The sequence below is a fragment of the Corallococcus sp. bb12-1 genome (assembly GCF_026626765.1).
Lineage (GTDB): Bacteria > Myxococcota > Myxococcia > Myxococcales > Myxococcaceae > Corallococcus > Corallococcus terminator.
Genome location: NZ_JAPNJZ010000002.1, coordinates 271,702 through 296,574 on the forward strand (window position 1 = coordinate 271,702; position 24,873 = coordinate 296,574).

Consider the following 24,873-nt stretch of genomic DNA (forward strand, 5'->3'; position numbering starts at 1 on the left):
CCGTCCGCGCCTCCTATGTCCGCCGATTCGAGCCCGCCCTCAGCTCCCGAGGAGACCCCACCGGCCAGCGCCGTGCCGTCCGCGGAGCTGTCGCGGCTGTGGTTCGCGCTGGACCGCCGCGCGTGGAGCTTCCTCACCGTCGTCCCGGCCCACCCCGGCGCGCCCGCGTTGGACGCGGCGCAGGCGCTGATGGAGGCCGGCTCTCCCTACCCGGAGCCGCCCCTGCGGCTGGTGGACGCCACCGGCATCGAACCCGCGGGTGCGCCCCGGCTGGTCCTGGAAGTGCGCCGCCGCGTGGAGCAGGGCGAGCGGGTCATCGTGGTCATCGACTCGCTGCTCACCCACCCGGCCAGCCTGCCGCTGGCCCTGGCCGCGGACACCGCGCTCCTGTGCATCACCCTGGGTGAGACGGACTTCGGCTCCGCGGAGAAGACGCTGCGCCTGGTCGGCGCGGACCGCTTCGCCGGCAGCGTCACCTTCCCGCGCCCTTCCAAGAAGCAGCGCCGCGCCGACAGCGACAAGAAGAAGAAGCCATGAGCCCTTCCGCCTCCTCCGCCGCGCCGGCCCCCCGGCTCAGCGTCGTCATCGCCACGTACAACCGGCTGCCCCTCATCACGCGCCTGCTCCAGCAGTTCGCCGGACAGACGCTGCCGCCCGAGGACTTCGAGGTCGTCGTGGTGGACGACGGCTCCGCCACCGACGTGCGCGGGCCGCTGATGGAATTGAAGCTGCCCTACGCCCTGCGCGTGGAGGTGCAGCAGAACGCGGGCGCCGCCGCCGCGCGGCACCGGGGCGTCATCGCCGCGAAGGGCGCCGTGGTGCTCGTCACCGACGACGACATGCAGGTGGCCTCCGACTTCCTCGCGCGCCACCTCACGCACCACCCGGAAGGCTCGCGCAACGTCGTGCTGGGCCGCATCCGGCCGGACCCCGAAATCGGCGACATGCCGCTGTTCGAGCGCTGGTACGCGCACCTCAACAACCGCATGGCCGAGGAGCTGTCCGTCCCCGGCGCGAAGGCGCGCGGCAACCACCTGTACACCGGCAACGTGTCCTTCCCTCGCGCGGACTACGTGGGCGTGGGCGGCTTCGACAAGACGCTGGGCCAGTCCGAGGACGTGGAGCTGGGCGTGCGCCTGGAGAAGGCCGGCTGCGCGTTCCTCTTCGCCCCGGACGCGTACGTGCTGCACGGCAGCGACCACGTCAGCTTCGAGAAGTGGATCCGCCGCGCGCACCGCTACGGCATGTTCGACACCCACGTGTCCGTGAAGCACCCGGACGTGAAGGGCGTGAACCCGTGGCGCCTGCTCTTTGAAACCAACCTCCTGTCGCGCCCGCTGCTGGCGTCCGCGGTGGTGGCGCCGGAGGCGTCGCGCCGGCTGACCCACGCGGTGGTGAACGCGTCCACGATGGCGGACAAGCTGGGCCTCAAGGGCGCCGCGTTCGCGGGGACGTCCGTCGCGTACGGCATGGAGTACCTGCGCGGGGCCCGCACGGAAGCCGGCGGCCTGCGGGGCATCGCCAGGGGCATCGCGCGCTACCTGCAGGGCCGGGGAAATCCCCAAGGATGAAGACCATGATCGGAGCCCTCATCTCGGACGCGGTGGAGATGGCCAAGGCCGCCACCGGAAACTCCGACGCGAAGTCGCTGGCCAAGGTGGTGCTGACCAGTGATTCGTACCGCATCACCGCGCTCAACCGCGTGCGCGAGGCGGCCGTCACCTTCCGCATCCCGCTGCTCAACCACGTGCTGCGCGTGGCGCAGACGGCGGTGATGGGCATTGAAATCGGCAAGGACGTGACGCTGGGCAAGGGCGTGTACTTCGTGCACAGCCTGGGCATCGTCATCGGCGGGGACGCGCGCATTGGCGACCGCGTGCGCTTCTACGGCAACAACACCGTGGGCACCGCCAAGGACAACGGCTACCCCACCATCGAGGACGATGTCTGGATTGGCGCCGGGGCCCGCATCCTGGGGCCGGTGCGCATTGGCGCCCGTTCGCGCATCGGGGCGAATGCGGTGGTGCTCCAGGACGTGCCGCCGGACAGCGTCGCGGTGGGCATCCCCGCGCGCATCTTCCCGCGCAAGGACCAGGACGAGGTCGCGCTGTAGTCGCGGCCGGTCGGTCGCTGGAGTGGCGGTCGGCCGTCGCGGTCGGTCGCTGGAGTGGCAGTCGGTTGCAGGTGTCGCAAGTCGGCGGTGGTTTCGTGCCGGGGGATGCGTTGAAGAAGGTCATGGCTGACAGTGCGAAGCAGACGCGGTGGAAGCGAAACGTCATCCTCACGTGCGTGGTGCTCGGAAGCAGCGCCGGCGTGGCGATGGCCCAGCAGGGCGCCGCCGCCGCGAAGGACGCCCCCCAGCCAGCGACGACGCCCGCCGCGCCGCAGGACCCCACCGCCTCCGTGGTCATCTACGACGGCGGCCTGAAGCCCGGATGGAAGGACATCGGCTGGGCGCCTCGCGAGCTGCCGAAGAGCGCCCCCGCCCGCCTGCGGATGTTCAACTACGGCGGGTGGATCCTCTACCAGCCGAAGCTCGGGGGCGCGTACGGCGCGCTCACCTTCCGCTTCACCGCCCCGGAGTCCTACGGCGAGTTCCTGGACGTGCGCCTGGACTCGCCCGGCGCCGCCGTGTTCCCCCACGTGCGGATCAGCCCGGAGTTCATCGTCAAGAAGGACCGCGAGTGGGCGGAGGTCGTCGTCCCCATGGAGGTCCTCAACCCGCGCAGCCTCCCCTTCGACCGGCTGGTGATGCGCGCGTCGAAGGACGTGGCCCGCGACTGGGTGCTCTTCGACAAGGTGGCCCTGGTGCCGCTGTCCCCGGAGATCGCCGCCGCGCGCGCCGCGGGCGGTGGCCGTGCGGGCCGGGGCGCGGGCAAGGAGTCGAAGATGGTCATCGACTGCGCCGCCCCTTCGCGCCCCATCAGCCCGCTCATCTACGGCATCGCGCTGGACGGCAACCGCGAGACGCAGGACACGCACCAGTGGAAGCTGGGCGCCACCATCCGCCGCTGGGGCGGCAACCCCACGTCCCGCTACAACTGGAAGCTGGGCCGCGCGTGGAACACCGGCAACGACTGGTACTTCCGCAACGTGCAACTGGGCTTCGGCGCGGATGACTTCCTGGAGTCCAACCGCAAGAACAACACCCAGTCCGCGCTCACGCTGCCCCTGATTGGCTGGGTGGCCAAGGACACGTCCTCCGTCGGCTTCCCGGTGTCGGAGTTCGGTCCGCAGCAGGCAGTGGACGAAACGGAGCCCGCGGGCGGCAACGGCATCCGCCGCGACGGAACGCCCCTGCCCCCGGGCCTGCCCTCCACGACCAGCGTCCAGGCTCCGCCGGAGTTCATCTCCGAATGGGTGCGCGCCCTGCGCGAGGCCGACTCCAAGCGCGGCGGCGCGCGCGGCGTGCACATGTACATCCTGGACAACGAGCCCGCCCTCTGGAGCTCCACGCACCGGGACGTGCACCCCGAACCGCTGGGCTACGACGAGCTGCTCAAGCGCACCATCGACTACGGCACCGTCGTGCGCCGCGCGGATCCCGAGGCCGTCATCGCCGGCCCCGCGGAGTGGGGTTGGACCAACTACTTCTGGTCCGCCGCCGACTTCGCCCCCGGCCGCCCGCCGTACACCGACCGGCGCGCCCATGGCGACGTGGCCCTGCTGCCCTGGTATCTGCGCTCGCTGCGCGACCACGAGAAGAAGACGGGCGTGCGCGTGCTCGACGTGGTGGACGTGCACTTCTACCCGCAGAGCAACGTGGGCCTGGGCCTGGAAGGCGCCACCGACCCGGACACCAACGCACGTCGGATCCGCTCCACGCGCGCACTGTGGGACCCCACCTACAAGGACGAGTCCTGGATTGGCGAACCCATCCAGCTCATCCCCCGCGTGAAGCAGTGGATCGCGGAGAACTACCCCGGCCGGGGCATGTCCATTGGCGAGTACAACTTTGGCGCGCTCAAGCACATGAGCGGGGGGCTCGCGCAGGCGGAGGCCCTGGGCCGCTTCGGCCAGCAGGGGCTCAGCTCCGCGTTCTTCTGGCAGTACCCGCCGGACAGCAGCCCCACGTTCTGGGCGTTCCGCGCGTACCGGGACTTCGACGGCAAGGGCGGCCGCTTCCAGGACATCTCCCTGCCCACCACCGCGGCGGAGGGCACCAGCCTCTTCGCGTCCCGCGACGCGTCCGGCAAGAAGCTCACCGCCGTGCTCCTCAACTTCGATCCCGAACAGGCCGCCCAGGCGCAGCTGGAGTTCAAGGGCTGCGGCACGCTCAACACCGTGCGCGTGCTGGGCTACTCGGGCGCGCCGGGTGGCTTCACCGAACAGGCCACCGGAACGAAGGCCGAACAGGCCCTGTCACAACGCCTTCCCCCCTACTCCATCACCGTGCTCGACCTCACGGTGAAGTGAGACGCTGACTTGACCACCGCACACGCCCCCGCCGCCGCCTCTCCCCGTCCGCGCCTGAGCATCGGCCACCTCGCCATCGACCAGCTCACGTTCCCGGAGGCCGTGCAGGCCATCGGGGACCTGGTGGACGCGCACCAGGGCGGCTACGTCTTCACCGCCAACGTGGACCACGTGGTGCTCGCGGAGACCAACACGCGCTTCCGCGACGCGTACTCCAAGGCCACCATCTCCGTCGTGGACGGCATGCCCATCGTCTGGGCCTCGCGCATGCTGGACGTGCCCCTGCCCGAACGCATCGCCGGCTCCGACCTCATCCTCCCCCTGGTGAAGCTGGGCGCCGAGCGCAAGTGGCGCATCTTCCTGCTGGGCGCCGGCCCCGGCGTCGCGGAGAAGGTGGGCCGCCAGTTCCAGGCGCAGTACCCCGGCATCGAGGTGGTGGGCTGGGACTCGCCCATGGTGAACCTGGACGCGGGCGACGCGCAGAATGATCCCATCGTCGCCAAAATCCGCGAACAGGACCCCCACCTGCTCTTCGTCGCCCTGGGCAGCCCCAAGCAGGAGGTGTGGATTTCGCAGGTGGCCCAGAAGCTGGGGCCCACGGTGGCCATCGGCATCGGCGCGGGGTTCGACTTCATCGCCGGCACCGCCAAGCGCGCGCCGGAGTGGATCGCCAAGGCCGGCTTCGAGTGGCTCTACCGCCTCACCAACGAGCCCAAGCGCCTGTGGCGCCGGTACATCCTCAACGACTCCCAGTTCGGCCTCATCCTCGTGCGCGAGCTGTGGCAGCGCACCGGCGGTAAACAGGGAGAGTGAGTCTCAACAGACTCGCTCGCTTGGCCGTATGTCCTTGAATTCAGGGCTTGAAGGTCTTTGCCCCACCCTGGACATTTCCAGCCAAGCTACAGTATTCTAGCCCCGCACGTCTTTTAGGCGGGGCGCTTCCTTCCAGTCAGACATCGGACCGAACCACCGGGGCGCCAGCAGTGACGCGCGGGTGGGCAGGCCGGCGTGTGTCCGGGGGCCGGCGGTCCCGCGTTCGGGGCGTGCTCACCCACACCTCGGATGCACCCATGACATCTGCCGTCTCCCGTTCGTCGCCCCGTTGGGCGGCGCGCCTCGCCGTGTTCGCGGCGGTGCTGCTGTCGGCCTTCAGCCTGCCGGCGGCCGCGGCCACCAACACGGAGGCCACGCAGAAGGCCATCCACTTCCTGAGCGCGGACGTGGCCAGTTGGACCACGTCGCAGAACTGCATCGCGTGCCACCGTCAGGGCGCGGCGGTGTTCGGTCTGTCGAGCGCCAAGGCCAATGGCTACAACATGGCCCAGACCACCCCCTCCACCGGCCGCACCATCCTGGGCAACCTGGAGTTCATCTCCGCGCGCATCAAGACGGACCAGAAGCCCGCGGGCAACTGGCTGCACGAGGGCACCGCCTACCCGAACTCGAAGACGAGCTGGGCGTCGTTCGGCCTGGCGGGCTACGACCAGTACGTGTCCACCCAGTACAGCAGCTCGCTGGTGATGGCGGCCAACTGGGCGCTGGGCATCCAGCAGGCCAGCGGCCGGTGGCCGGAGGACCACAGCGGCTTCCCCGTGAATCACGGCAACGTGCCCATCACGGCGCGCTACATCGTGATGCTCGCGCAGGCGAAGCAGCGCGTGGACCCGGCCAAGGCGGCGCAATACCAGACGGCCATCGACAAGGCGGCGGCGTACCTGCGCGCCAACCTCAACAACAACGACACGTCCGTCGTCGGTGACGGCATGCCGTACATCTTCCAGAAGTCCTGGGCCATCGTGGGCCTGAAGGCCGCGGGAGCTGGCGCCAACAACGTGAACACGAATGCCATCACCACCCTGGCCAACCAGCTGACGGCGATGGCCCCCGTGGGCGGCAAGGGCTGGGGCAGCCTGCCCGCGAACGCGTCCAACGACTTCGACACGGGCATCACGGTGTATGCGATGTGCCTCGCGGGCCTGGAGCCGGCCAGCAACGCGCGTCTGTTCAATGCGATTGAATGGCTGAAGTCGCGGCAGGCGGCGGACGGCAGCTGGGGTTCGGGCACGGCCACGCCGGACATCCCGACGACGTTCGCGTCGCTGGGCCTCGCGTGCTTCGGTGACTTCAGCGTGGAGGTGTCCGTGGTGGGCGAGGACACCCAGATGTTCCCCATCTACGACCCGGCCCTCCAGGAGACGACCTACACGTTCAAGGTGAAGAACCACGGCTATCAGGCGGACACGTACACGCTGAGCGCCGCGGGCGGCCTCCCCGGTTGGACGGCCACGCTGAACCGGCCCACGGTGTTCCTGGCGTCGGGTGCGGAGTCCACGGTGACGCTGACCGTGCGCGCACCCGCGAACCTCCTGCCGTCGCTGCTGTCGGAGGTCACCGTGAAGGCAGCCTCCGGTGGCGCTCCGGGCGTGTCGGCTTCGGCGCGCGTGCGCACGTACACCCCGCCGCCGCCTCCGGTGACGGGCAAGGCGACGACCACCAGCATCCTGACCCCCGCCGCGAACGCGCAGCTCACCATTGGCCAGGCGACGCTGCTGTCGGCCCGGGTGGTGGATGCGACGAACGTCGTGGTGAAGGGACCGCTGAAGGGTGTCGTGACCTTCTTCGTGGCCGGCGTGGCCATTGGCGCGGATGACGACGCGGATGGCGACGGCGTGTTCTCCCTGCCGTGGAGCCTCTCCACGGACACGTGGACCGTCACGGGCGCGCAGGACTACCGCGCGGTGTATTCGGGCGTGACGCTGGCGACGCCGCCGAACCTGCTGGGCAGCACGGCGGCCCAGACGCTCATCATCAATGCCTATCCGTACACGCCGCCTGAAATCATCATGGGCAACCAGCCCGCGTTCATCCGGGAGACGACGCTGTCCGTGTGGGGCTTCGTGAAGCCCGCCACCAACGGCGCGGTCATCACCTACGCGGCCTTCATCGTGAACGGCGGCGCTCCGGTGGTCGTGACTCCCGAGGCGAGCGGTGGCCTCGTCTACACGCCGGTGGAGCTGGTGGAAGGCCCGAACATCATCCAGCTCACGGGCCGTGACAACCTGGGCGGCATCAACACGAAGCAGATCAACCTCACGGTGGACCGCATCCCGCCGGTCATCACCATCCAGTCGCCGGTGCAGGGCCAGGTGGTGGGCACGGCCATCGTGGACGTCACCAGCCTCATTGATGAGCAGACGCCGACCCGAGTGGAGACGCAGTGGGTGAACAGCACGCTCCTGGAGTTCGGCACCGGCACGGTGACGCACCCGGTGAGCATGCCGAACTTCGGCGAGCAGGGCATCCTGGTGCGCGCCACGGATTCCGCGGGCAACGTGACGGAGGCCGTGGTGCATGTGTTCGTGGACGCGGGCATCCCCACCGTGACGACGGACCCGGCGGACGGGGCCACCTTCGGGCCTCGCGCCAACCACACGCTGCCGTATGTGATTCGCGTGTCCTCCATGTCCGCGACCACCGTGAAGCTGGGCAGCCAGATGTTCCAGCTGCCGCGCGGCGGCGGGGAAATCCAGACGTCGGTGACGCTGGCGTCGGGCGTGAACACGCTCACCATCGACGTGACGAACGAGGCGGGCCGCAACGTCCGCACCACGCGCACCGTGCGCTATGACACGCAGGCGCCCACGGCCACGCTGCTCACGCCGGTGCCCAACGGCACGGCCAGCGGTGTCATCACCCTGTCGGCCCGGGTGACGGACGCGCTGAGCAGCATCAAGAACGTGGCGTTCACGCGGGACGGGTCCGGCATCCGCGCCGGCACGCTCCAGTCGAATGGCACGTGGACCGCGGAGCTGGACACCCGCGAGTTGCTGGATGGGACGCACACCGTGGATGTCTGGATGACCGACGCGGTGGACAACTTCGTCATCCAGAGCTTCAGCTTCACCGTGAAGAACAACCCCTGAGCCACTGACAGGGCTTGATGCACTCCAGAGCGGGGCGGGAGGTCTTCACGGGCCTTCCGCCCCGTCTGCCTTTCCGGTGTCGTGTCAGCGCTTCGACAGCCGGCGGATCATCGTTTCGTGCGCGGGATGGCGGGCCACGATGGCCTCCGCGTCCGGCAATTCGAAGTCCGCGAACTCAAACCCTGGCGACACCGTGCAGCCCACCAGCGTGTACCCACCCAGCGTCTCCGCCGCCTGGAGCACGCCCGCGGGCACCAGCACCTGGGGCTGCTCGCCCTTCATCACGTTGCGGCCCAGCACCGCCGTCTCCAGCCGGCCGTCCTCGTGCATCAGGTGCAGCGCCAGGGGTTCCCCGTCGTGGAACAACCACAGCTCATCCGCCCCCACCACCCGGTGCCAGGCGGAGAAGATGCCCTGGGTCAGCAGGTAGTAGATGGCCGTCCCCGCAGACCTGCGCCCCCGGAGCGTCTGCACCTGGAAGGCCGCACGGTAGGTCTCCCGGTAGTAGCCCCCTTCCGGATGGGGTTTGAGGTCCAGCCTGCGCACCAGTTCTTCGACCATGGTGGCCACAGTCTAACGCCTCACACTCTCAGGGCTTCTTCTTCTGCTGCTGCATCGCGGACGCCACCAGATTCATCAGCTTGAGCTGGACCGGCGTCAGACGCCGCAGGTTCCTGAGCAGCCGGCGCATCTCCGGCGGCTCCTCGTCGCTGCGCGCCCGGACCTTCTCCTTCGGCGGCGGCGCCGCGAACTCCTCGCCCAGGCCCAGCATGTTGTGCGGAGGGATGTTCAGGACGACGCACAGACGGCGCAGGTTCTGCACGCTCGGCAGCATGTGCCCGCGCTCCAGCCGGCCATACACTTCCGACGCCATGCCGATGCGGTCCGCCACGTCCGCCTGGGTCAGGCCCATCCGCACTCGCACCGTGCGCGCCGCAGCGCCCAGGATGCCCGCCAGTTCAGTGTCCATGCCTTGCCAGTCCCCGGTAGGTAGCGCCCCCATGGCCGCGGGCGCACCGCATAACCCTGAAGGTCGGGTCATGTCACCATACCCCTGGCGTTTTTTCCTACCCTCTTTTCACCCCCTTGGCCCCTGGATTCCCGCCTGGGAGCGAGAAGGGATGCCCCCTCGAATCCGGCGCGGCCCATGGGCCTCACGGACCCGACCCGCCAGGTCCAACCGGCCACCCCACCCGGTCCCCCTCGCGGGAGGCCCTGTCAGGGCGACGGTTCCACCAGCGGCGAGCGTCGGCGCTCCGCCGCCGTGAACAGCAGTGCCAGCGGCAGGCCCATGAACACCGCGTGCCACACAATCTGGACGAACTGCGGCACGTCCAGGAACCAGGGGAAGTAGCCGCGCGCCAGCAACTGGAAGTCCACCAGCCACACGAAGATGCCGAAGAGCATCCCCACCGCCGCCTGGAACTCCCAGCGGCCGCGCCCGTCCGTGGGCAGCATCGCGTCCAGCAGCGAGTACATGAGCCCCCAGCCCGCGGAGATGGCCAGGTGCACCGCCAGCCCCACCGCCACCGCCAGGCCCGTGGACACCTGCGGCGTGAAGGCGGGCGTCCCCAGCACCACCGCCGCGCTCATCCGCACCGGCCGGAACGCCCCGTCCCCCGCCGCCACCGACAGCACCGTCTGCGCCAATGCCAACATCACGCCCGCGGCCACGCCGAAGAGCAGCCCGTTCGTCACCGACCAGGGGGTGGTCCGCCGTTCCATGGGTGTGCCTCCTCGAAATGGGTGGGCCCGGATGCCCGGGCCTGTCCGTTCAACGCTGCGCACCCGCCGGGCAGGGGGCAGCCGTCCCGCACCGGATGCCCGCCGCACCGAAGCCCGGTCGTGCGGACGACCCCCGTCCACCCCCGTCCCCGGAATGCCCTCACCGGCAGTCATTTCTTCTCCTACGATTTCCAGCCGATCCGTAACTTCTTCAGTCCGGCCGGTGGCAGGCGGGCTCGAAAGTGCCCGGAATTCCCCAGGATGTAGGCAGGCACGCGGTTCGCAAGGACGGTTCTCCGTCAAGGAACCGAAACCGTGTCCCAGTCCTCCGCCCGAAATCGACTGATCCTTCCGTACCGCGTCCACTACGCGCCGCCTGCCTGGCGGGAAGTGGGGCGCATGTCCGCTGAAGCGTTCGAGGCCCTGCAGCAGGCCCTGACGCGGCTGGCGGAGCGGTCGCGGAGCCAGGACTCGGTGGCGGGGCCCGCGCGGCACCAGGTGGAAGGCCACGGCCTGGAGCTCGTCTACGAGCGCGACCCGCGCGCCAGCACGCTCACGCTGCTCGCCGTGACGCGCGTGGGCTGAAGCACCGCCCGGAGCACCTCCAGACGCGTCGCCAGAAGACTCGCCAGAGGCCTCGCCAGACGCCTCAGGCGCGCCGGCCGGACAGCCGGTCCACGATGGCCACCAGCTCGTCCGGGATGATGGGCTTGCGCAGGAGGCCCTGCGTGTCCGGCGGGGGTTCGGTGTCCACGGCGGTGAGCACCAGCACCGGCACGGACTTCAGCTGGGGCCAGTCCGAGCGCAGGTTGCGCAGGAACCCCGCGCCGTCCAGCACCGGCATCCTCAGGTCCAGCAGGATGAGGCACGGCGCCGCCAGGTGGACCAGCTCCTCCAGGGCCTCGTGCCCGTTGGCGGCCACCGCCACCTCGTAGCCTTCCCCCTCCAGGATTTCGGCGATGGCGGCGCGGACGTCGTCATCGTCCTCCACCACCAGCACGGGACGGATGGGCGCGGAATGGGCCATGGGGACAGCATACGGACCCCCTCCCACCCTCAAGCACGCCAATCCGGAAATCCCCGACAACTGGTGGACACATCCCAGCCCTGGAGGGTCCCCCTCTTGGGGCCGGGGCCTCCGCTCTGGGAGGGTGGCTCCATGCTGACCTTGCCCGTCTACCTGGAGCTGGGCGCGGTGGGGCTGGGGGCCCTGTCGGGGGCGCTGCACGCGCTGCGGCGGCGGGTGGACGCCATGGGGGTGCTGGCCCTGGCCATCAGCACCAGCGTGGGGGGCGGCATGCTGCGCGACGTGCTGCTCGGGCAGGAGCCCCCGGCCGCGCTGCGCTCCTCGCGCTTCTTCCTGGCGGTGGCCGCGTGCGCCCTCATCGCCGTCGCCTTCGCGCCGTGGATGGCCCGGCTGCACCGGGCGCTGGACGTGGTGGACGCGCTGCTGCTGGGCGTCTGGGTGGTGCTGGGGCTGGAGAAAGCGCTCGCATTCGGCCTGCCCCTGCCCTCCGCGGTGTTCCTGGGGCTCGTCACTTCCGTAGGCGGCGGCGTCATCCGCGACGTGCTCCTGGGGGAGCCCTCCGCCATCGTCGCCCCGGGTGAGCTGTACGCGTCCGTGGCCCTGTTGTGCGCGCTCACGTACGTGGCGCTCGCGGTGGGCCTGGAGCTCCCCGTACCCCTGGCGGAGATCATCTCCATCGCCTTCGCCACCGTGCTGCGCCTGCTGGCCATGTGGCGCGGGTGGTGGCTCCCCGCCCGCGTCGACCTGCCGCACCTGCTGGACCGCCTCCAGGCCTGGCGCCAGCGCCGTCAGCGGTAGCCACCCCGGGGCCCCACCCGCCGGGTCATCCCATGCCCGGGTCATTTATTTTGAGCAAAAAGCACCAGTCAGGTTCACAGGACCCCAACAGGGGGTCCCTGGCGGGTTAGGACTCCGGGTCATGACGGAGGGGAAGCAGGCTCGCAAACGTGTGGTCCCTCACGCGAGCCCCGCACGCGAGGGGCCTGGGGGGTTAGCGAGGCCCGGAGCCCCTTCCTACCTTGAGCCGACCATGTCGATGAGGGCCACGAAGCAGGAGGGCAGCGCCACGGGGGAAGCAACGGCCTGGAAGGCGCGTGCCCTGAAGGAGCTGGAAGCCGGGCGGGCGCGCCTGCAGGCGATGCTGGCGCCCGTGCCGGAGGTGGAGCTGATGCGGCAGCACTCGCCGCTCATGTCGCCGCTCGTCTGGGACGTGGCCCACGTGGCCAACTACGAGGAGCAGTGGCTCTTGCGCTCCCTGGGTGCACCGGCCTTCACGGATCCAGCGTTCGACGCCATCTACGACGCCTTCCGCCACCCCCGGAGCACCCGCTCCACGCTGCCGCTGCTGGAGCCGGAGGCCGCCTGGGCCTACGCCACCCGCGTGCGCGAGGCGGTGCTTGCACATCTGGAAGTGCTGCCCGTGCAGAGCGCGGATCCGCTGCTCGCCGGGGGCTACGTCTTCGGCATGGTGGCGCAGCATGAGCAGCAGCACGCGGAGACGCTGGCCGCCACGCTGCAACTGATGACGCGTGGCGAGTACCACCCGGTGGAGCCGCCGCGTCACCAGCCCGGCGCGGTGCCCCAGCACGAGGTCCTCATCCCCGGCGGCCCGGTGCACCTGGGCGGCGCGGACGCCTGGGCCTACGACAACGAGAAGCCCCGGCACGCCGTGGACGTGGCGCCCTTCCTCCTGGACGCGCACCCCGTCACCACGGGGGACTACCTCGTGTTCGTGGAGTCCGGCGGCTACGAGGATCCGCGCTGGTGGGACCCCAAGGGCTTCGCGTGGATCCAGGCGGAAGGGATCCGCCACCCTCTCTTCTGGATGCCCCAGGGCCAGCACGTGTGGCTCCGGCGCCACTTCAGCACCGTGGAGCCGCTGCCCAGGGACGAACCCGTCCAGCACGTGTCCTGGTACGAAGCGGACGCCTACGCGAGATGGGCCGGCAAGCGCCTGCCCACCGAGGCCGAATGGGAGAAGGCCGCCCAGGGCAGCGACGGCGTGGAGCGCGGCTACCCCTGGGGCAACGACGCGCCCACGGACGCGCACGCCAACCTGGGCGGGACGCGCTGGGGCCCGTCACCCGTGGGCAGCCATCCGCTGGGCCGCAGCGCGGACGGCGTCTTCGGGCTGTTGGGCGACGTGTGGGAATGGACCTCGAGCGACTTCCAGCCGTACGCGGGGTTCCGGGCCTTTCCCTACCGCGAGTACTCGGAGGTGTTCTTCGGGACCGAGTCGAAGGTGCTTCGGGGAGGCGCCTGGGCGAGCGCGCCGGTGGCGGTGCGCAACAGCTTCCGCAACTGGGACTTCCCCATCCGCCGGCAGATCTTCGCCGGCTTTCGCTGTGCACGGGACGTGAGGTGAGGAACGCATGAGGATGAGGACGGATCAGGGTGAGGCGCAGGTTCCGGGCACCCACGAAGCACCGGGCGTCCGCGTGGACGTGTACGTGAAGCCAGGGGACGCGCAGCGCGCGCTCCGGACCGAAGCGCTCCAGGGCCTGTGCCATGCGCCCAAGGAGCTGAGCCCCAAGTGGCTCTACGACGAGCGCGGCAGCCAGCTCTTCGACGACATCACCCGCCTGCCGGAGTACTACCCGACGCGCCGCGAGCGCGAAATCCTGCACGCGCACGCGGACGACATCGCCCGGCTGAGCGGCGCGGACACGCTGGTGGAGCTGGGCAGCGGCACCAGCGAGAAGACGCGGCTCCTCCTGGACGCAATGGACGCGGCCGGGCAACTCAAGCGCTTCGTGCCCTTCGACGTGAGCGAGGCGTTCCTGCGCAAGGCCGCGGAGGGACTGGCGCGCGAGTACCCGGGCATCGCCGTGCACGCCGTCGTGGGGGACTTCGAGCAGCACCTGGGGCGCCTGCCGGGCGGCGGCCGGCGGCTCATCGCGTTCCTGGGCGGTACCATCGGCAACCTGAAGCCGGCGCAGCGCGCGCTGTTCCTGCGCGAGCTGTCCTCCGGGCTGCGGCCGGGGGACGGGCTCTTGCTGGGCACGGACCTCATCAAGGACCGCGAGCGCCTCTTCGCCGCCTACAACGACAGCGCGGGCGTGACGGCGGACTTCAACCGCAACGTGCTGCGCGTGCTCAACCGCGAGTTGAACGCGGACTTCGACCCGGAGGCCTTCGAACACCTGGCCCCGTTCGATGAGAAGAACGCGTGGATCGAAATGCGGCTCATCTCCCGCAAGGCCCAGTCCGTGTGGCTGGGGGACCTGGAGAAGCGCGTGGACTTCGCCGCGGGCGAATGTCTGCGCACGGAGGTGAGCTGTAAGTTCTGTCGCGAGCAGGTGCAGGAGGAGCTGCGCGACGCGGGTCTGGACCTGGCCGCGTGGTGGACGGACGCGGACGGCGACTTCGCGCTGTCGCTGGCGATGAAGCGCTGAGCGGGAAACCGTCGCTCGGCAGGGCCGCCCGGCGCGCTGATGAAGGCGCCGGGCACGGGCCCGAAGTCAGGCACCGGGCGAAGACGCCCCCCCGGGGTACGGCGATGCGGCGTTGCGACGACTAACGGCGGCGCGGCGGGTTGCGACGCACCGGCACGGGCACCGGGGCCGGCTGCGCCGGACGGGTCCACGCGGCCCAGAGTGCCGCTGCCGCGGTGATGACCAGGCCTCCCGCTGCTGCAAGCTGCTCACCCAGGGCGCCAATCTCCACGACGGCCAGGGGGAGGGGAAGCATCTCGGTGAGCGTCATGCGCGGACTCCTTCGAGGGGCACAGCGTAAGGACCTGATACGGGCCACGACGGGCGCTCGACGCAGATCGGGAAGCTAAGGTTAGGAAGTCGGAAGGCTTTCGGGAAGTCCCGGGGTCACGTGATGCTGGAGCGTGGACGGAATTGCACCTCGGGTCGGCCCCAAAGTCCATCCCCACCCAGTCTCAGCTTCGAGAAACATCACCCGCTTCACGTAATGGGGACACGCGGGCGGCGCAAAACGTTCCTGCTCGCTCGCCTTCGCCCGCCTTCTCCAACGGAGTGTCCGGGCCCGGCCGGCTTCGCCCGCCCTACCCGTGCGGATGATGCGTCTTCCACTCCACCATCATGCAGTGGTCCTGCACCACCTGGATGCCGGCCTTCGCCAGGCGCTCCGCCGCGGCGTCGTTGCGGATGCCCTTCTGGAACCACACCGCCCGGGGCTTCTTCGCCAGCAGGTCGTCCACGTGCGCGTTGATGTCCTCCGGGCGCAGGAACACGTCCACCACATCCACCTCGCCGGGCACGTCCTTCACGGTGGCGGACACGGGCTCACCCAGGATGGTGGCGCCCGCCTGCTCGTGGTGCGTGGGGACGGGCAGCACCGTGAAACCATGGTCCTTGAGGAACTTGGGGATGGCGTGCGCGGGCTTGGTCGGGTGGGTGTCCGGCCGGATGCCCAGGACCGCGACGCGCTTGCTGCTGCCCAGCAGTGCTCCGATGCCCGTCGGGTCTTCGATGAGGTTCTTGCGCCAGTCGTCCATGGGCTGCTCCTTGAAGGAAGGAGCCCATCGAACGAGGCGAAGCAGTCCGTGCACAACCCGGGGTGGGGCCTGGAGGGCGCCAACCGTCCTGCGCAGGACGTCCGGCTTCAGCGGGGCGCGGCCTGGACCTGGATGGTGCGGCAGGCCTCGGTGGCCAGCCGGACTTCCTCGGTGGAGGCGCCGGGGAGGCTGGCGCAGAGGAACAGGTCCTCGCCCACGCGCCGGGCGCCGAAGAACGCGGGCGCTTCCGGGCCCACGCCTCCATCCACGAGCGTCGGGGCCAGGGTGACGCGCAAGAGGGAGAAGGACTCCGCGTCCTCTTCCTGGTCCAGCGACAGCGTGAAGTGCTTCATCTGCTCGCGGACGGTGTCCGCCAGCTTCTCCGAGGAGGGCATCTGTTCGCCCTGCCCCGGCTTCAAGTCCACGCGCAGCGCCGGGCGGCCGGGAGGGCCCGCCTGGAAGCTGCCGTCGGTGGCCACCTGCGCGGACCATCCCGGCGGCAGCGGCACCTTCACGCCGGAGCGAAGGCCGGCGTCCTCCGTGAGGCTCCCGGAGGACGGCGTGTCCTCCTGGCAGCCCCGGCATCCCGCGAAGAGCGCGAGGGTCACGAAGCCCGCGACCCGACGCACGCTGGACGGGAAGACGGACACCTACTTCTTCTCGCCCATGGGCGGCGGGCCACCCTTGCCAATGTTCTCCATCTTCACCGCGCCCTCCAGGATGGCGCCGCGGTCCATGGTGAACGAAGGCGTCTCAAGGTTGCCCTTCATGCGGCCCGGCTGCTTGAGCTCGATGAGCTGCGCGGCGCGCACGTTGCCTTCCACCGTGCCATTGATGATGACGGTGCCGGCCGTGATCTCCGCCTGCACACGGGCGCCATCGCCAATGACGAGAACGTCCTTGGTGATGATCTGCCCGTTGAACTTCCCGTCAATTCGAACCTGACCCTCGAAGGTGAGCTTCCCCTCGAACTCGCTTCCCTTACCCAGAAGCGTGTGAACCTCACCCGGACGCGTCGACACGTGATCCTCCTCCCGTTTGAACAGGGGCTTGCTGGGTGCTTCGTCTTTCTTTCCGCCAAGGAGCGCCACGCCCTACTCCTTCCTCAGAAGCTTCAACAGCCTGTCCAGGTCATCGTAGGAGAAGAAGTCCACTTCAAGGGTGCCTTTTCCTGGGCTTTTCTCCGACAAGCGCACCTTTGTCCCCAATCGACGTTGCAGCTCTTCGGTCAGGGCCTTCACCTGCGGACTCACCTTGGGCGCCGGCTTCCCGGTGTCCTTCTTCGCGGTCCGGCCCTGCTGCACCAACCGCTCCGTGTCGCGCACGGACAGCTTCTTCTCCGTCACCTGGCGCGCCAGGTTCTGCAGCTCCGGCAGGCGAGGCACGCCCAACAGCGCGCGAGCGTGGCCCATGCTGAGCGACCCGTTCGCGACCATCTCCTTCACGTCCGCGGGCAGCGCCAGCAGGCGCAGCGCGTTCGCGACGGTGGAGCGCTCCTTGCCCACCTTCTGGGCCACCTGCTCCTGCGTGAGCTTGAACTCGTCCACCAGGCGCTTGTAACCATCCGCCTCTTCGATGGGGTTCAGGTCCGAGCGCTGGAGGTTCTCCACCAGCGCGAGTTCGAAGGCCTGCGCCTCCGTGACCTCGCGCACGATGGCGGGGATCTCCTTGAGGCCGGCGGCCTGCGAGGCTCTCCAGCGGCGCTCGCCGGCGATGATCTTGTAGCCGTCCCCATCCTTGCGCACGAGGATGGGCTGGAGGATGCCCTGCGCCTTGATGGACTCGGTGAGCTCGTGGAGCTTCGCCTCGTCGAAGTGGCGGCGGGGCTGGAGGTTGTCGCGGTGGATGGCCTCGATGGCCAGCTTCAGCACCCCGGCCTTCGAAGGGGGCACCGGCGCCGGAGCGGCGGGGGCGGCCTGGGGGATGAGTGCGGAGAGGCCCCGGCCCAGGGCGCGCTTCTGGGTGTCTGCGGTCTTCTGCACGGTGTTCAGGAACTCCCGCGCTGGCGTGGTGCCGGCGCATCGGGCCATCGGTGTACCCGGCGAACCGGGGCAGGCGTCAGCCCATTCGCATCAAAGGCGGTGGGCGATCAGGCGACCCGGCGCTTGGACGGCCGGGGGTTCTCCCGGCGCATGAGCTCCCGGCCGAGCGCCAGGTAGCTCTCGCAGCCCTTCGACTTGATGTCGTAGAGGATGATGGGCTTGCCGAAGGACGGGCACTCGGACAGGCGCACGTTGCGCGGGACGACGGCCTGGAAGACCTGGTCCTTGAAGTAGCCGCGCACTTCGTCGACGACCTGATGGGCGATGTTCGCGCGGGCGTCGAACATGGTGAGCAGGATGCCCTCCATCTTGAGCGCGGGGTTCAGGCCCTGCTTCACCAGGTCGATGGTGTGGGTGAGCTGGGAGAGGCCTTCGAGCGCGTAGTACTCGCACTGCAGCGGGATGAGGACGGAGTCCGCGGTGACGAGCGCGTTGAGGGTGAGCAGGCCCAGCGAAGGCGGACAGTCGATGATGATGTAGTCGTACTTGTCCTTGAGCGGCAGCAGGGCTTCGCGCAGGCGGAACTCGCGCCGCTCCAGGTTGACGAGTTCGACTTCCGCGCCGGTGAGGTCGGGCGTGGCGGGGATGACCTGGAGGAATCTCAGCTCGGTGGGGTGGATGAGCTCAGAAGCGGGGCGGCCTTCAAGCAGGGCGTCGTAGACGGTGCCGTGGAGGGCATCGCGCTTGAGGCCCAGGCCGCTGCCGGCGTTGCCCTGGGGGTCCATGTCCACCAGCAGGGTGCGGCGCTCGGCGGACGCGAGACTCGCCGCGAGGTTGATGGCGGTGGTGGTCTTGCCCACCCCGCCCTTCTGGTTGGAGATGCAGATGATACGACCCACGTGGCCCATCCTCTCTCGCCCCGGGTTCACCGGAGCCCCGCACTAATTAGTGCTCGATCCGCACTAATTAGTGCTGATCAGGCAGCTAGCACGGGGTTCGCGGACGGATCAAATTCACGTCCTCGAAGAACGGAAGCCCCTGCCAGCCCCCTTGCTCGGTGGGCACGAAGGCCAGCGGAACGGGCATCGCATGGGCTGGAATTCACGCGGCGAAGCGACCGTGGCGCTGCCTGCCCGGCTGCTCCCGACACCGGTTTTGGGCCCTCCGGATGGGTGGTTGGTTTTTTCGGGGGGTCGGCGACAGGAAGCGCGCGCGGGTGACTTCGCGCGTTTCGACGTTTCGTGTTCGCTGCGTTCCCGGGTCCGGCGTTCCACGTGGAATTGGGCGAGGTTCGTCACGCGATTTCGCGATGCGGCCGTGGGCGCACGCGGCATGGGCTTCCGTGGATGCGGTGGTCGTGGGCGGGTGGCTTCGAGTTGGGAGTTGCCGGTCGATCAATGCCGTCGCTGGCGTTCGCGGAGCAGGTTCCGAGACTGCAACGGCCGTGGGCTAGTTCCCCCGCAGCACCTTCGACACGCGTCCGTGGGGTGTTCGAGGTGACGGGCTCCGCAGTTGTGATGGTCGAGAGCCCGTAGCTTCGGAGGTTTTCGCGGGGGACCTCTTCGGGCCCCCGAAGTTCGTGAGCGGATGGATTCGCGATGAGACCGTGGGAGTTCGCATCGGACCTCTTCGGGCTTTCGATGTTCGTAGGCGATGGCTTCGCGATGCGACCGTGGGAGTTCGCGGCGGAGATCCCCAAGCTGACGCGGCACATGACTCCGGGGCTCTGCGGGCACCCACGGGATGCGGTCATCCCCGTTCGTGGCGAGGTGCTTCGAGATGGCGCTGATTCGAACTCCCGGACGACTTCGCGATGCGGCCATCTACTTTCGTGGCGGCGGGCTCCGGGGCCAGCAAAGCGCAGGGATCCACCTTGGGCTTCAACCCCGGCGAGCCTCGCGAGAAGAGCAGCACGGAGGGACGTGCCGGGCTCCACCTTGGGAAACCTGTCCGACTGGAGGGTTGCGCGGAATAAGGGAGTCTGGGGGGAGGGTAGAGAGGGGGTGATGGAGGAAGAAAACGGCCCCCGCCCGCCAGCGAAGCAGCCGAGGCGGCGCATCCCGAAGGACCCGGCCCCTCGCTTCAAAGCGCCCGACAGAGAAGCGCTGGCCCTCGCGCAGCGGCTGGTGCCCCGGGAGCATCTGGCCAGAAGGGTGCAGCGCGTGGTGGAGCGCTTCGAGATGAGGGCCGTGGAGGCCCGTTACTCGGCCCTGGGCCAGAATGGGTTCGCGCCGCGTCAGCTGCTGGGGCTCTGGCTTTACGCCAGCCTCATCGGGCTGCACCAGGGGACGCGGGTCGCGCGTGCGTTGCAAACGGATTGCGCCTTGCGGTGGCTCAGCGGAGGCCATTGCATCAGCGTTGCGGTCCTCAACCGCTTTCGCGCGGAGAATGCCGGCCTCTTCCTGGCGGCACTGGAAGAGACGGTGCGCTGGGCCGTGGAGGAGGGCCTGGTGCGGACGCAGGAGTTGGGAATCGACAGCGTGCGTTTGCGCGCCCATGCCAGTCGCAGCCAGGTGCGCGTGCACTCGCAGTCCCTGCGGCGCTTGAAGCACCTGGGCGCGGTGGAGCTCGACTCCCTGGACGCTTGCCAGCGCGAGCAGCACTCGCGGCAGGTGCGCAAGCACCAGGAGGCGGTACGCCTGTGCGAGCAACGGGCCGCGGCCAGCGTGGTCCTCAGCAACCCCCGCGCGGCCCTCATGCAGTTTCCTGGCAATGGCGTGCACCCGGGGCACCGCCTCACGGTGGTGGCCAGCGGCGTCACGCAGCGACTGGTGGTAGGTGTCCTGCTAACGGCCTCGGGCAATGACAAGGGCCATCTGGAAGAGGCGATGCAGCGCACGCGCCGCGTGCTGCACACGGCCGGGGTGCCCCTGCCCACGCGGCTGCAAGTGGCCGGAGACTCCGGTTACTGGAGTGAAGAGGACCTGCGCTTCGCCGCCCACCAGCGCCCTTGCGTGGACGTGCTGCTCAACCCGGGCCCGGCCACCGGCCCTCTGGCCAACAAGCCCGGCATGCTCCAGCGCGAGGCGTTTATCCTCCAGCACGCGCGGCGGGCCGTGGTGTGTCCGGCAGGGCGCACCATGCGCGGGCCGGTGCTCAATCACTTCGACCGGTGCGAGGTCTACTTCGGCGAGGGCTGTCCGACGTGCTCCTTGCGTCCTCGGTGCACCCACGCCAGGCGCCGCACCTTCAGCGTGCGCTGGGAGTACGAAGGCGCGCTGGAGGCCATGCTGGCGCGCATGAGGCAGCCAGACGCCAAGGCCCGGTACCTGCAACGGATGGCCACCGTGGAGCCCGTCTTCGCCTCGCTGCAGCAGGACATGGGCTTTCGTCGCCTCTCGTCCCGGCACCCGCCCGCCATCGACGCGGAAGTCTTCCTCAAACTGCTGGCCCATAACGTCAGCCGGCTGCTCACCCGCAGCCGGCTTTTTTGTGTCTTCGTCCTCTTCGAAGCCCCTGCTCCTCCCCCTGCATCGCAGCCAGGCTGAACCCCTATTCCGCGCAACCCTCCTGTCGGACAGGTTTGGGACGCCTCGTTCGCGGAGTGTGGCTTCCAGCCCAAGCTTCCTCCACCGGCTTTCGCGAACAAATCCGCGGGGCGGTGCGTAAGGGGCTGACTGCGTCACGACCCCCAGGGCAACAGGACGGTGGGCTGTGCGCCTCCGAAGCCTCCAGAACCTACGCCCCAAGCCCCTCCGCTTCGTGAGCGACCACACCCTTCGCCGGATGTGCATCCTCTTGAGCCGGGCTTTCGCACCGGCTTCGTCAACGAACCTCTGGCGACCTGCCTGGCTTCGCGATGCGCGGTCATGGGCTTTCGCGAGAACGTTCTTCGGATCCTCTGTTGTCCTGGGCCGATGACTTCGCGTTCGGGCTGATGGGTTCGGACGGGACCAGGCGCGGCGCGCTGGAAGCTTCGCACCGGGGTTCGGGATGCATTGGGGCATCTGCGCGGCGGCTCGACGACCTCGCATCGGATGCCTCCACTTGAACGCATCGCTGAGCACTCAGCGCATCAGGGCCTGCTCATCCGAAGTCCCATGTCCAAGACCGAGCGGAGGCGGCGTGGACAGAGCCTGGCGTGATGCCCCGGTCCACGAATCGCGGACGCCGGTGTGTTGGATCCGGAGGGCCGTGTCCCAGATGAACCGAGAGGAGGTCCATGCGAGATGCGCACCGAATCCCATCCGGGATTTCGAGCGCGCTGCCACAGGCCGCGCCCCGGGACCATCAGCCCTCACCTCCGTGTCGTCCCCACCGTTCATGGGCAGGGGCGCGGTCCTGCCCTGCATCGACCTTCGACGCTCCTGACTCATGCATGAGTCAGCTCACCCGTTCCGACGTTCCACGTGGAACAGCCCAGGGCCGGGGCCCCCGCGCACCGTTCGGTGTCGAGGTCGCGTGTCCCCCATCCCATCGCGTGTCTACGAACACGAACCGCCGTGCTTCTTCCTGGCGACACCCTCCGCGCGAAGAAGAGGTCACGTGCACGCGTTCGCGAATCGGTTCGGAACCGACACGTGATGCGGCCGGCATCGCGGACCGTCCGGTGGCGCCACGGCTCGCGCCACGGGATTTCGTCACGGCTTCCGATGCGCGTCGGTCGGTCCTGAACGTCGTCATGCGGGTGAGCCCCGCCGCGCACGGGCCGCCCACGCGTGACCCTGTTCCACGTGGAACAAGACACCCCGCCGCGCCTTCTCCCCACCGGACCACCACGCAGGCAGCCACGCGTTCCACCTGGCCCGTGCTTGCCCATCCGCATGCGCGCTCAACGCAGCCGACGTTCCACGTGGAACAACGACGGCCGGCCCCTCGACCGCCTTCGCAACCGTGCACACCGCATCGAAGCGACACGTCACCGGATGCCCAGTCCATCGCCTCCAGTGCCTGCTTCAACCCAACGGTGTCGATGCGCAGGCGCGGCATGAAGAGCAGCACGACGTTCCACGTGGAACACGGCCGCTGCCACCATCGACTCCGTGCACACGTGCGAATCACCCGATGACACGAAAGCGGCTCCAGCACGCATCCGCGCGAACAAGCCCATGCGGGTTCGGACGTCTTCGCGAAGGGACGTTCCACGTGGAACACCTCGTTCACCGCGAGGCCTCGCGGCGCAGCAGGCAGTGCTTCTGAACAAGGATCCGGGATGAAGGCAGGAGAAGGAGCAGCCGTACCAGCGCCTCCTTTCACGTCCCGCATTCAGCGCCCGGGACCCGCACGCAGCCACCAGACCTCACGCGGATCCGGAGGTTCCCGTGCATGCGGTTCGCTGGCGTGATTCAGGTGCGTGCGTGTTCGAGTTCAGGCCATGTCGTTGAGCTGCATCCCGCGTGTCTTCGCGTCTCGCAGCCAGCCCACGACCAGGTCCTTCGCGGGTGCCCGACCACCACCGAAGGCTGGGGCACGAGCAGCCAGGAGAGCCCCTTCTTGTGGAGTGTTCCACGTGGAACACGCATCGCCATTCCGCTCCCTCAACCGATGTGTGATGGATCCACCGTGGTCATCGCGTGGGCCAGGATTCGCCTCATGCGAACTCGGTCGAAGAATCAGATGAGGACCGCGAACGACTCCTGATGGGGCGCAGGGCTGGAGGGGGAGCTCCGCGATTCATGCCTCCGTCTTTCATGGCCGCACCCCAACCGTGTTCCACGTGGAACACCGAAGCACCCTCCGTGGAGCAGCGAGCTTCCACGCGTCTTCGAAGTGCATGGCCATTCACGTGTTCCGCATGCCCCGAGGCCTGACGCATCTGGCGCGTTCGGATGAAGAGCAGCGGCAGGTCGAAGTCTCCGTGGGCCACCCAGATGCTCCACCGGATCCCTCAACAGCTACACATGCGCATCCAAAACCGGTGCGGCACGAACCGCGCGGGGCACACGGCCTTGAGGCCTCCGCCTCGGCACGGGCAGGGCAACCACCACGCGACTTCACCTGCCCATCCGGACCTTCGCGGGGCAGCGTGTTCCACGTGGAACACGGTCGCTGACGGGATGGGCTCCGGTGTCGCCGTGACCTGGAACCCAGCGAGCCCATCGTATTGGCACCCAGCCATCATGCCGGCCCCAAGCTTGATGCTGGGTCCATGAAGCGAAGCAATGCAGTGAGCAGCACGGCGGGACCTGTGTCGAAGCGCACGACACGTTCCCCTTCCCCAAAGCCCACGCCTCCCGAAACAGGCTGCGCACGTTCCACGTGGAACACAGCCTCCATGGGGACCCTCCGGTTCGCTGTCCACCGCGCGGACACGCAACGCTTCGGAAGGCACGGATCCCGCCTCGCGGTTCGGAACTGGAAGCGCGGGCATCGACCTCTGCTTGCTTGTGCCCATGCACCGAGCACCTGACGGCACGCCGCGCCCGTCCGCGTGCGGTCTCCTGACAGGAATGCGCATGGAGTCTGGGTGCCGGTGAACCGGCACGTGCTCCGGCACCGGAAGGGTCACCCGAGTCGCGACCCGCACGGCCTCCAGACCTGTACCTGCATCCACCCAAGCGTTCACGGGCTCCACGTATCCGCCCCATCACGGACAAGAAGCATGGGACCCCAGCCCACAGGAGCGTCCCCTCGCGCCGGTCCGCCAGCCGGGACCGTGTTCCACGTGGAACACGGTCCGTTGCCGTGTTCACCCGGTGAGTTCCTCGGGCCCGACCCGCGACGAAATCACCGGGACGGTTCGCCGACCGACTCCGCGCTTCAGGGTCCGGCAAGGATCCGGACCCGCGCACAACGGACTCGCGCGGACCTGACGGAGACGCAGGTCGGTGGAGCCCAGGACCTGCGCACAACGAACTCTCGCGGACCCGGAGAGGGCTCGGATTCGGACCCCGCCATTCACGGACCCCGAAAAAACCAACCACCCTCCCCTGCCCCCCTTCAACGCGTCCAGGCCGCGCGCTGAATCACGACGCGGTAGCCATCCGGATCCTCGAAAGTTCTTCCGTGCGCATCCCAATACGGATTGCGCGAAGGCACCGCCGCGAACCCCGCGGCCTCCATCTGGTGCACCCGCGCCGCCCACGCTTCGGGGTCCGGCACGTAGAACACCAGGAGGTGGTCCTCCGTCGGCGCGCGCGGCGCTTCGTGTCCGCGCTCCACCGTGAACTCCAGGTGGTAGGGCGCGCCCGGGTGCCCGAGCATCACGCCATCGAACCCCGCGTGGTCCTCGAACCCTCCGAGCACTTCGAAGCCCAACCCGTCCCGGTAGAACCGCACCACCGCTTCCAGGTCCCTGGCCGGCCTCGCGACCCGCAGCTTCATCACCGTGTCCATCGTGTGCTCCTCGCGCCGTCGACCCGACCGCGCACCGCGCGCATCATCCCGGAGGCC

22 protein-coding genes are annotated in these 24,873 nt (G+C 69.1%); 11 read left to right on the forward strand and 11 right to left on the reverse strand.

Features of this window, described 5'->3' with window-relative positions; genetic code table 11:
• The first annotated feature begins 15 nt into the window (after positions 1-15).
• From OV208_RS07010 to OV208_RS07035, 6 genes are all read left to right on the forward strand, one after another.
• Positions 16-537, forward strand: coding sequence for a hypothetical protein (locus OV208_RS07010; RefSeq protein WP_267573048.1), 522 nt, complete (start codon positions 16-18; stop codon positions 535-537).
• Complete coding sequence (gene epsD, locus OV208_RS07015; RefSeq protein WP_267573049.1) at positions 534-1,571, forward strand: exopolysaccharide biosynthesis glycosyltransferase EpsD; 1,038 nt, start codon at positions 534-536, stop codon at positions 1,569-1,571. Before OV208_RS07010 ends, epsD begins: the two co-directional genes overlap by 4 nt.
• A gap of 5 nt (positions 1,572-1,576) precedes the next feature.
• Positions 1,577-2,113, forward strand: a complete 537-nt coding sequence (gene epsC, locus OV208_RS07020; RefSeq protein WP_267573050.1) for a serine O-acetyltransferase EpsC — start codon at positions 1,577-1,579, stop codon at positions 2,111-2,113.
• A gap of 122 nt (positions 2,114-2,235) precedes the next feature.
• Positions 2,236-4,416, forward strand: coding sequence for a GH44 family glycoside hydrolase EpsB (gene epsB / locus OV208_RS07025; protein WP_267573051.1), 2,181 nt, complete (start codon positions 2,236-2,238; stop codon positions 4,414-4,416).
• Positions 4,417-4,425: 9 nt separating this feature from the next.
• Positions 4,426-5,229, forward strand: a complete 804-nt coding sequence (gene epsA / locus OV208_RS07030) for an exopolysaccharide biosynthesis glycosyltransferase EpsA (protein WP_267573052.1) — start codon at positions 4,426-4,428, stop codon at positions 5,227-5,229.
• A gap of 257 nt (positions 5,230-5,486) precedes the next feature.
• Complete coding sequence (locus OV208_RS07035; RefSeq protein WP_267573053.1) at positions 5,487-8,339, forward strand: Ig-like domain-containing protein; 2,853 nt, start codon at positions 5,487-5,489, stop codon at positions 8,337-8,339.
• An 84-nt stretch (positions 8,340-8,423) separates the two neighbouring features.
• Here OV208_RS07035 and OV208_RS07040 read toward each other — a convergent pair whose 3' ends face one another.
• The 3 genes from OV208_RS07040 to OV208_RS07050 form a co-directional block, all read right to left on the reverse strand.
• Positions 8,424-8,900 (reverse strand): cupin domain-containing protein, encoded by a 477-nt coding sequence (locus tag OV208_RS07040; RefSeq protein ID WP_267573054.1) that lies wholly within the window; start codon positions 8,898-8,900, stop codon positions 8,424-8,426.
• Positions 8,901-8,928: 28 nt separating this feature from the next.
• Positions 8,929-9,309 (reverse strand): helix-turn-helix domain-containing protein, encoded by a 381-nt coding sequence (locus tag OV208_RS07045; protein ID WP_120544834.1) that lies wholly within the window; start codon positions 9,307-9,309, stop codon positions 8,929-8,931.
• Positions 9,310-9,557: 248 nt separating this feature from the next.
• Positions 9,558-10,064: a hypothetical protein gene (locus tag OV208_RS07050; protein ID WP_267573055.1), complete on the reverse strand. Its 507-nt coding sequence runs from the start codon at positions 10,062-10,064 to the stop codon at positions 9,558-9,560.
• A gap of 399 nt (positions 10,065-10,463) precedes the next feature.
• Here OV208_RS07050 and OV208_RS07055 point away from each other — a divergent pair, with 399 nt between their 5' ends.
• Complete coding sequence (locus OV208_RS07055) at positions 10,464-10,649, forward strand: hypothetical protein (protein ID WP_267573056.1); 186 nt, start codon at positions 10,464-10,466, stop codon at positions 10,647-10,649.
• A gap of 64 nt (positions 10,650-10,713) precedes the next feature.
• Here OV208_RS07055 and OV208_RS07060 read toward each other — a convergent pair whose 3' ends face one another.
• On the reverse strand, positions 10,714-11,091 hold the full coding sequence (locus tag OV208_RS07060) for a response regulator transcription factor (RefSeq protein WP_267573057.1): 378 nt from the start codon (positions 11,089-11,091) through the stop codon (positions 10,714-10,716).
• A gap of 132 nt (positions 11,092-11,223) precedes the next feature.
• On the opposite strand from OV208_RS07060, the gene OV208_RS07065 reads away from it, so the two are divergent.
• The 3 genes from OV208_RS07065 to egtD all read left to right on the forward strand — a co-directional run bounded on the left by OV208_RS07065 (position 11,224) and on the right by egtD (position 14,486).
• The gene (locus OV208_RS07065; protein WP_267573058.1) at positions 11,224-11,889 is read left to right on the forward strand and encodes a trimeric intracellular cation channel family protein; all 666 of its coding nucleotides are present in this window, start codon (positions 11,224-11,226) and stop codon (positions 11,887-11,889) included.
• 232 nt (positions 11,890-12,121) lie between these two features.
• The gene (gene egtB, locus OV208_RS07070) at positions 12,122-13,456 is read left to right on the forward strand and encodes an ergothioneine biosynthesis protein EgtB (protein ID WP_267573059.1); all 1,335 of its coding nucleotides are present in this window, start codon (positions 12,122-12,124) and stop codon (positions 13,454-13,456) included.
• Positions 13,457-13,463: 7 nt separating this feature from the next.
• Positions 13,464-14,486, forward strand: coding sequence for an L-histidine N(alpha)-methyltransferase (gene egtD, locus OV208_RS07075; protein WP_267573060.1), 1,023 nt, complete (start codon positions 13,464-13,466; stop codon positions 14,484-14,486).
• 121 nt (positions 14,487-14,607) lie between these two features.
• Here the strand turns inward: egtD and OV208_RS07080 are convergent, their stop codons facing one another.
• The 6 genes from OV208_RS07080 to OV208_RS07105 all read right to left on the reverse strand — a co-directional run bounded on the left by OV208_RS07080 (position 14,608) and on the right by OV208_RS07105 (position 18,440).
• Complete coding sequence (locus OV208_RS07080; protein ID WP_120533125.1) at positions 14,608-14,796, reverse strand: hypothetical protein; 189 nt, start codon at positions 14,794-14,796, stop codon at positions 14,608-14,610.
• Between the two features lie 310 nt (positions 14,797-15,106).
• The gene (locus OV208_RS07085) at positions 15,107-15,559 is read right to left on the reverse strand and encodes a CoA-binding protein (protein WP_267573061.1); all 453 of its coding nucleotides are present in this window, start codon (positions 15,557-15,559) and stop codon (positions 15,107-15,109) included.
• A gap of 107 nt (positions 15,560-15,666) precedes the next feature.
• Entirely contained in the window at positions 15,667-16,209 is a 543-nt protein-coding gene (locus OV208_RS07090; RefSeq protein WP_420714982.1) for a hypothetical protein, read from the reverse strand.
• On the reverse strand, positions 16,210-16,650 hold the full coding sequence (gene bacM / locus OV208_RS07095) for a bactofilin BacM (protein WP_120533124.1): 441 nt from the start codon (positions 16,648-16,650) through the stop codon (positions 16,210-16,212).
• 3 nt (positions 16,651-16,653) lie between these two features.
• Complete coding sequence (locus OV208_RS07100) at positions 16,654-17,541, reverse strand: ParB/RepB/Spo0J family partition protein (protein WP_267573062.1); 888 nt, start codon at positions 17,539-17,541, stop codon at positions 16,654-16,656.
• A 107-nt stretch (positions 17,542-17,648) separates the two neighbouring features.
• Positions 17,649-18,440, reverse strand: a complete 792-nt coding sequence (locus tag OV208_RS07105) for a ParA family protein (RefSeq protein ID WP_267573063.1) — start codon at positions 18,438-18,440, stop codon at positions 17,649-17,651.
• Between the two features lie 1,107 nt (positions 18,441-19,547).
• Between OV208_RS07105 and OV208_RS07110 the strand changes: the two genes are divergently transcribed.
• Entirely contained in the window at positions 19,548-21,029 is a 1,482-nt protein-coding gene (locus tag OV208_RS07110) for a transposase (protein WP_267571816.1), read from the forward strand.
• Between the two features lie 3,391 nt (positions 21,030-24,420).
• Here OV208_RS07110 and OV208_RS07115 read toward each other — a convergent pair.
• Positions 24,421-24,816 carry a VOC family protein gene (locus tag OV208_RS07115; RefSeq protein WP_267573064.1) on the reverse strand — a complete coding sequence of 132 codons (396 nt, stop codon included), beginning with the start codon at positions 24,814-24,816 and terminating at the stop codon, positions 24,421-24,423.
• Positions 24,817-24,873 lie beyond the last annotated feature (57 nt).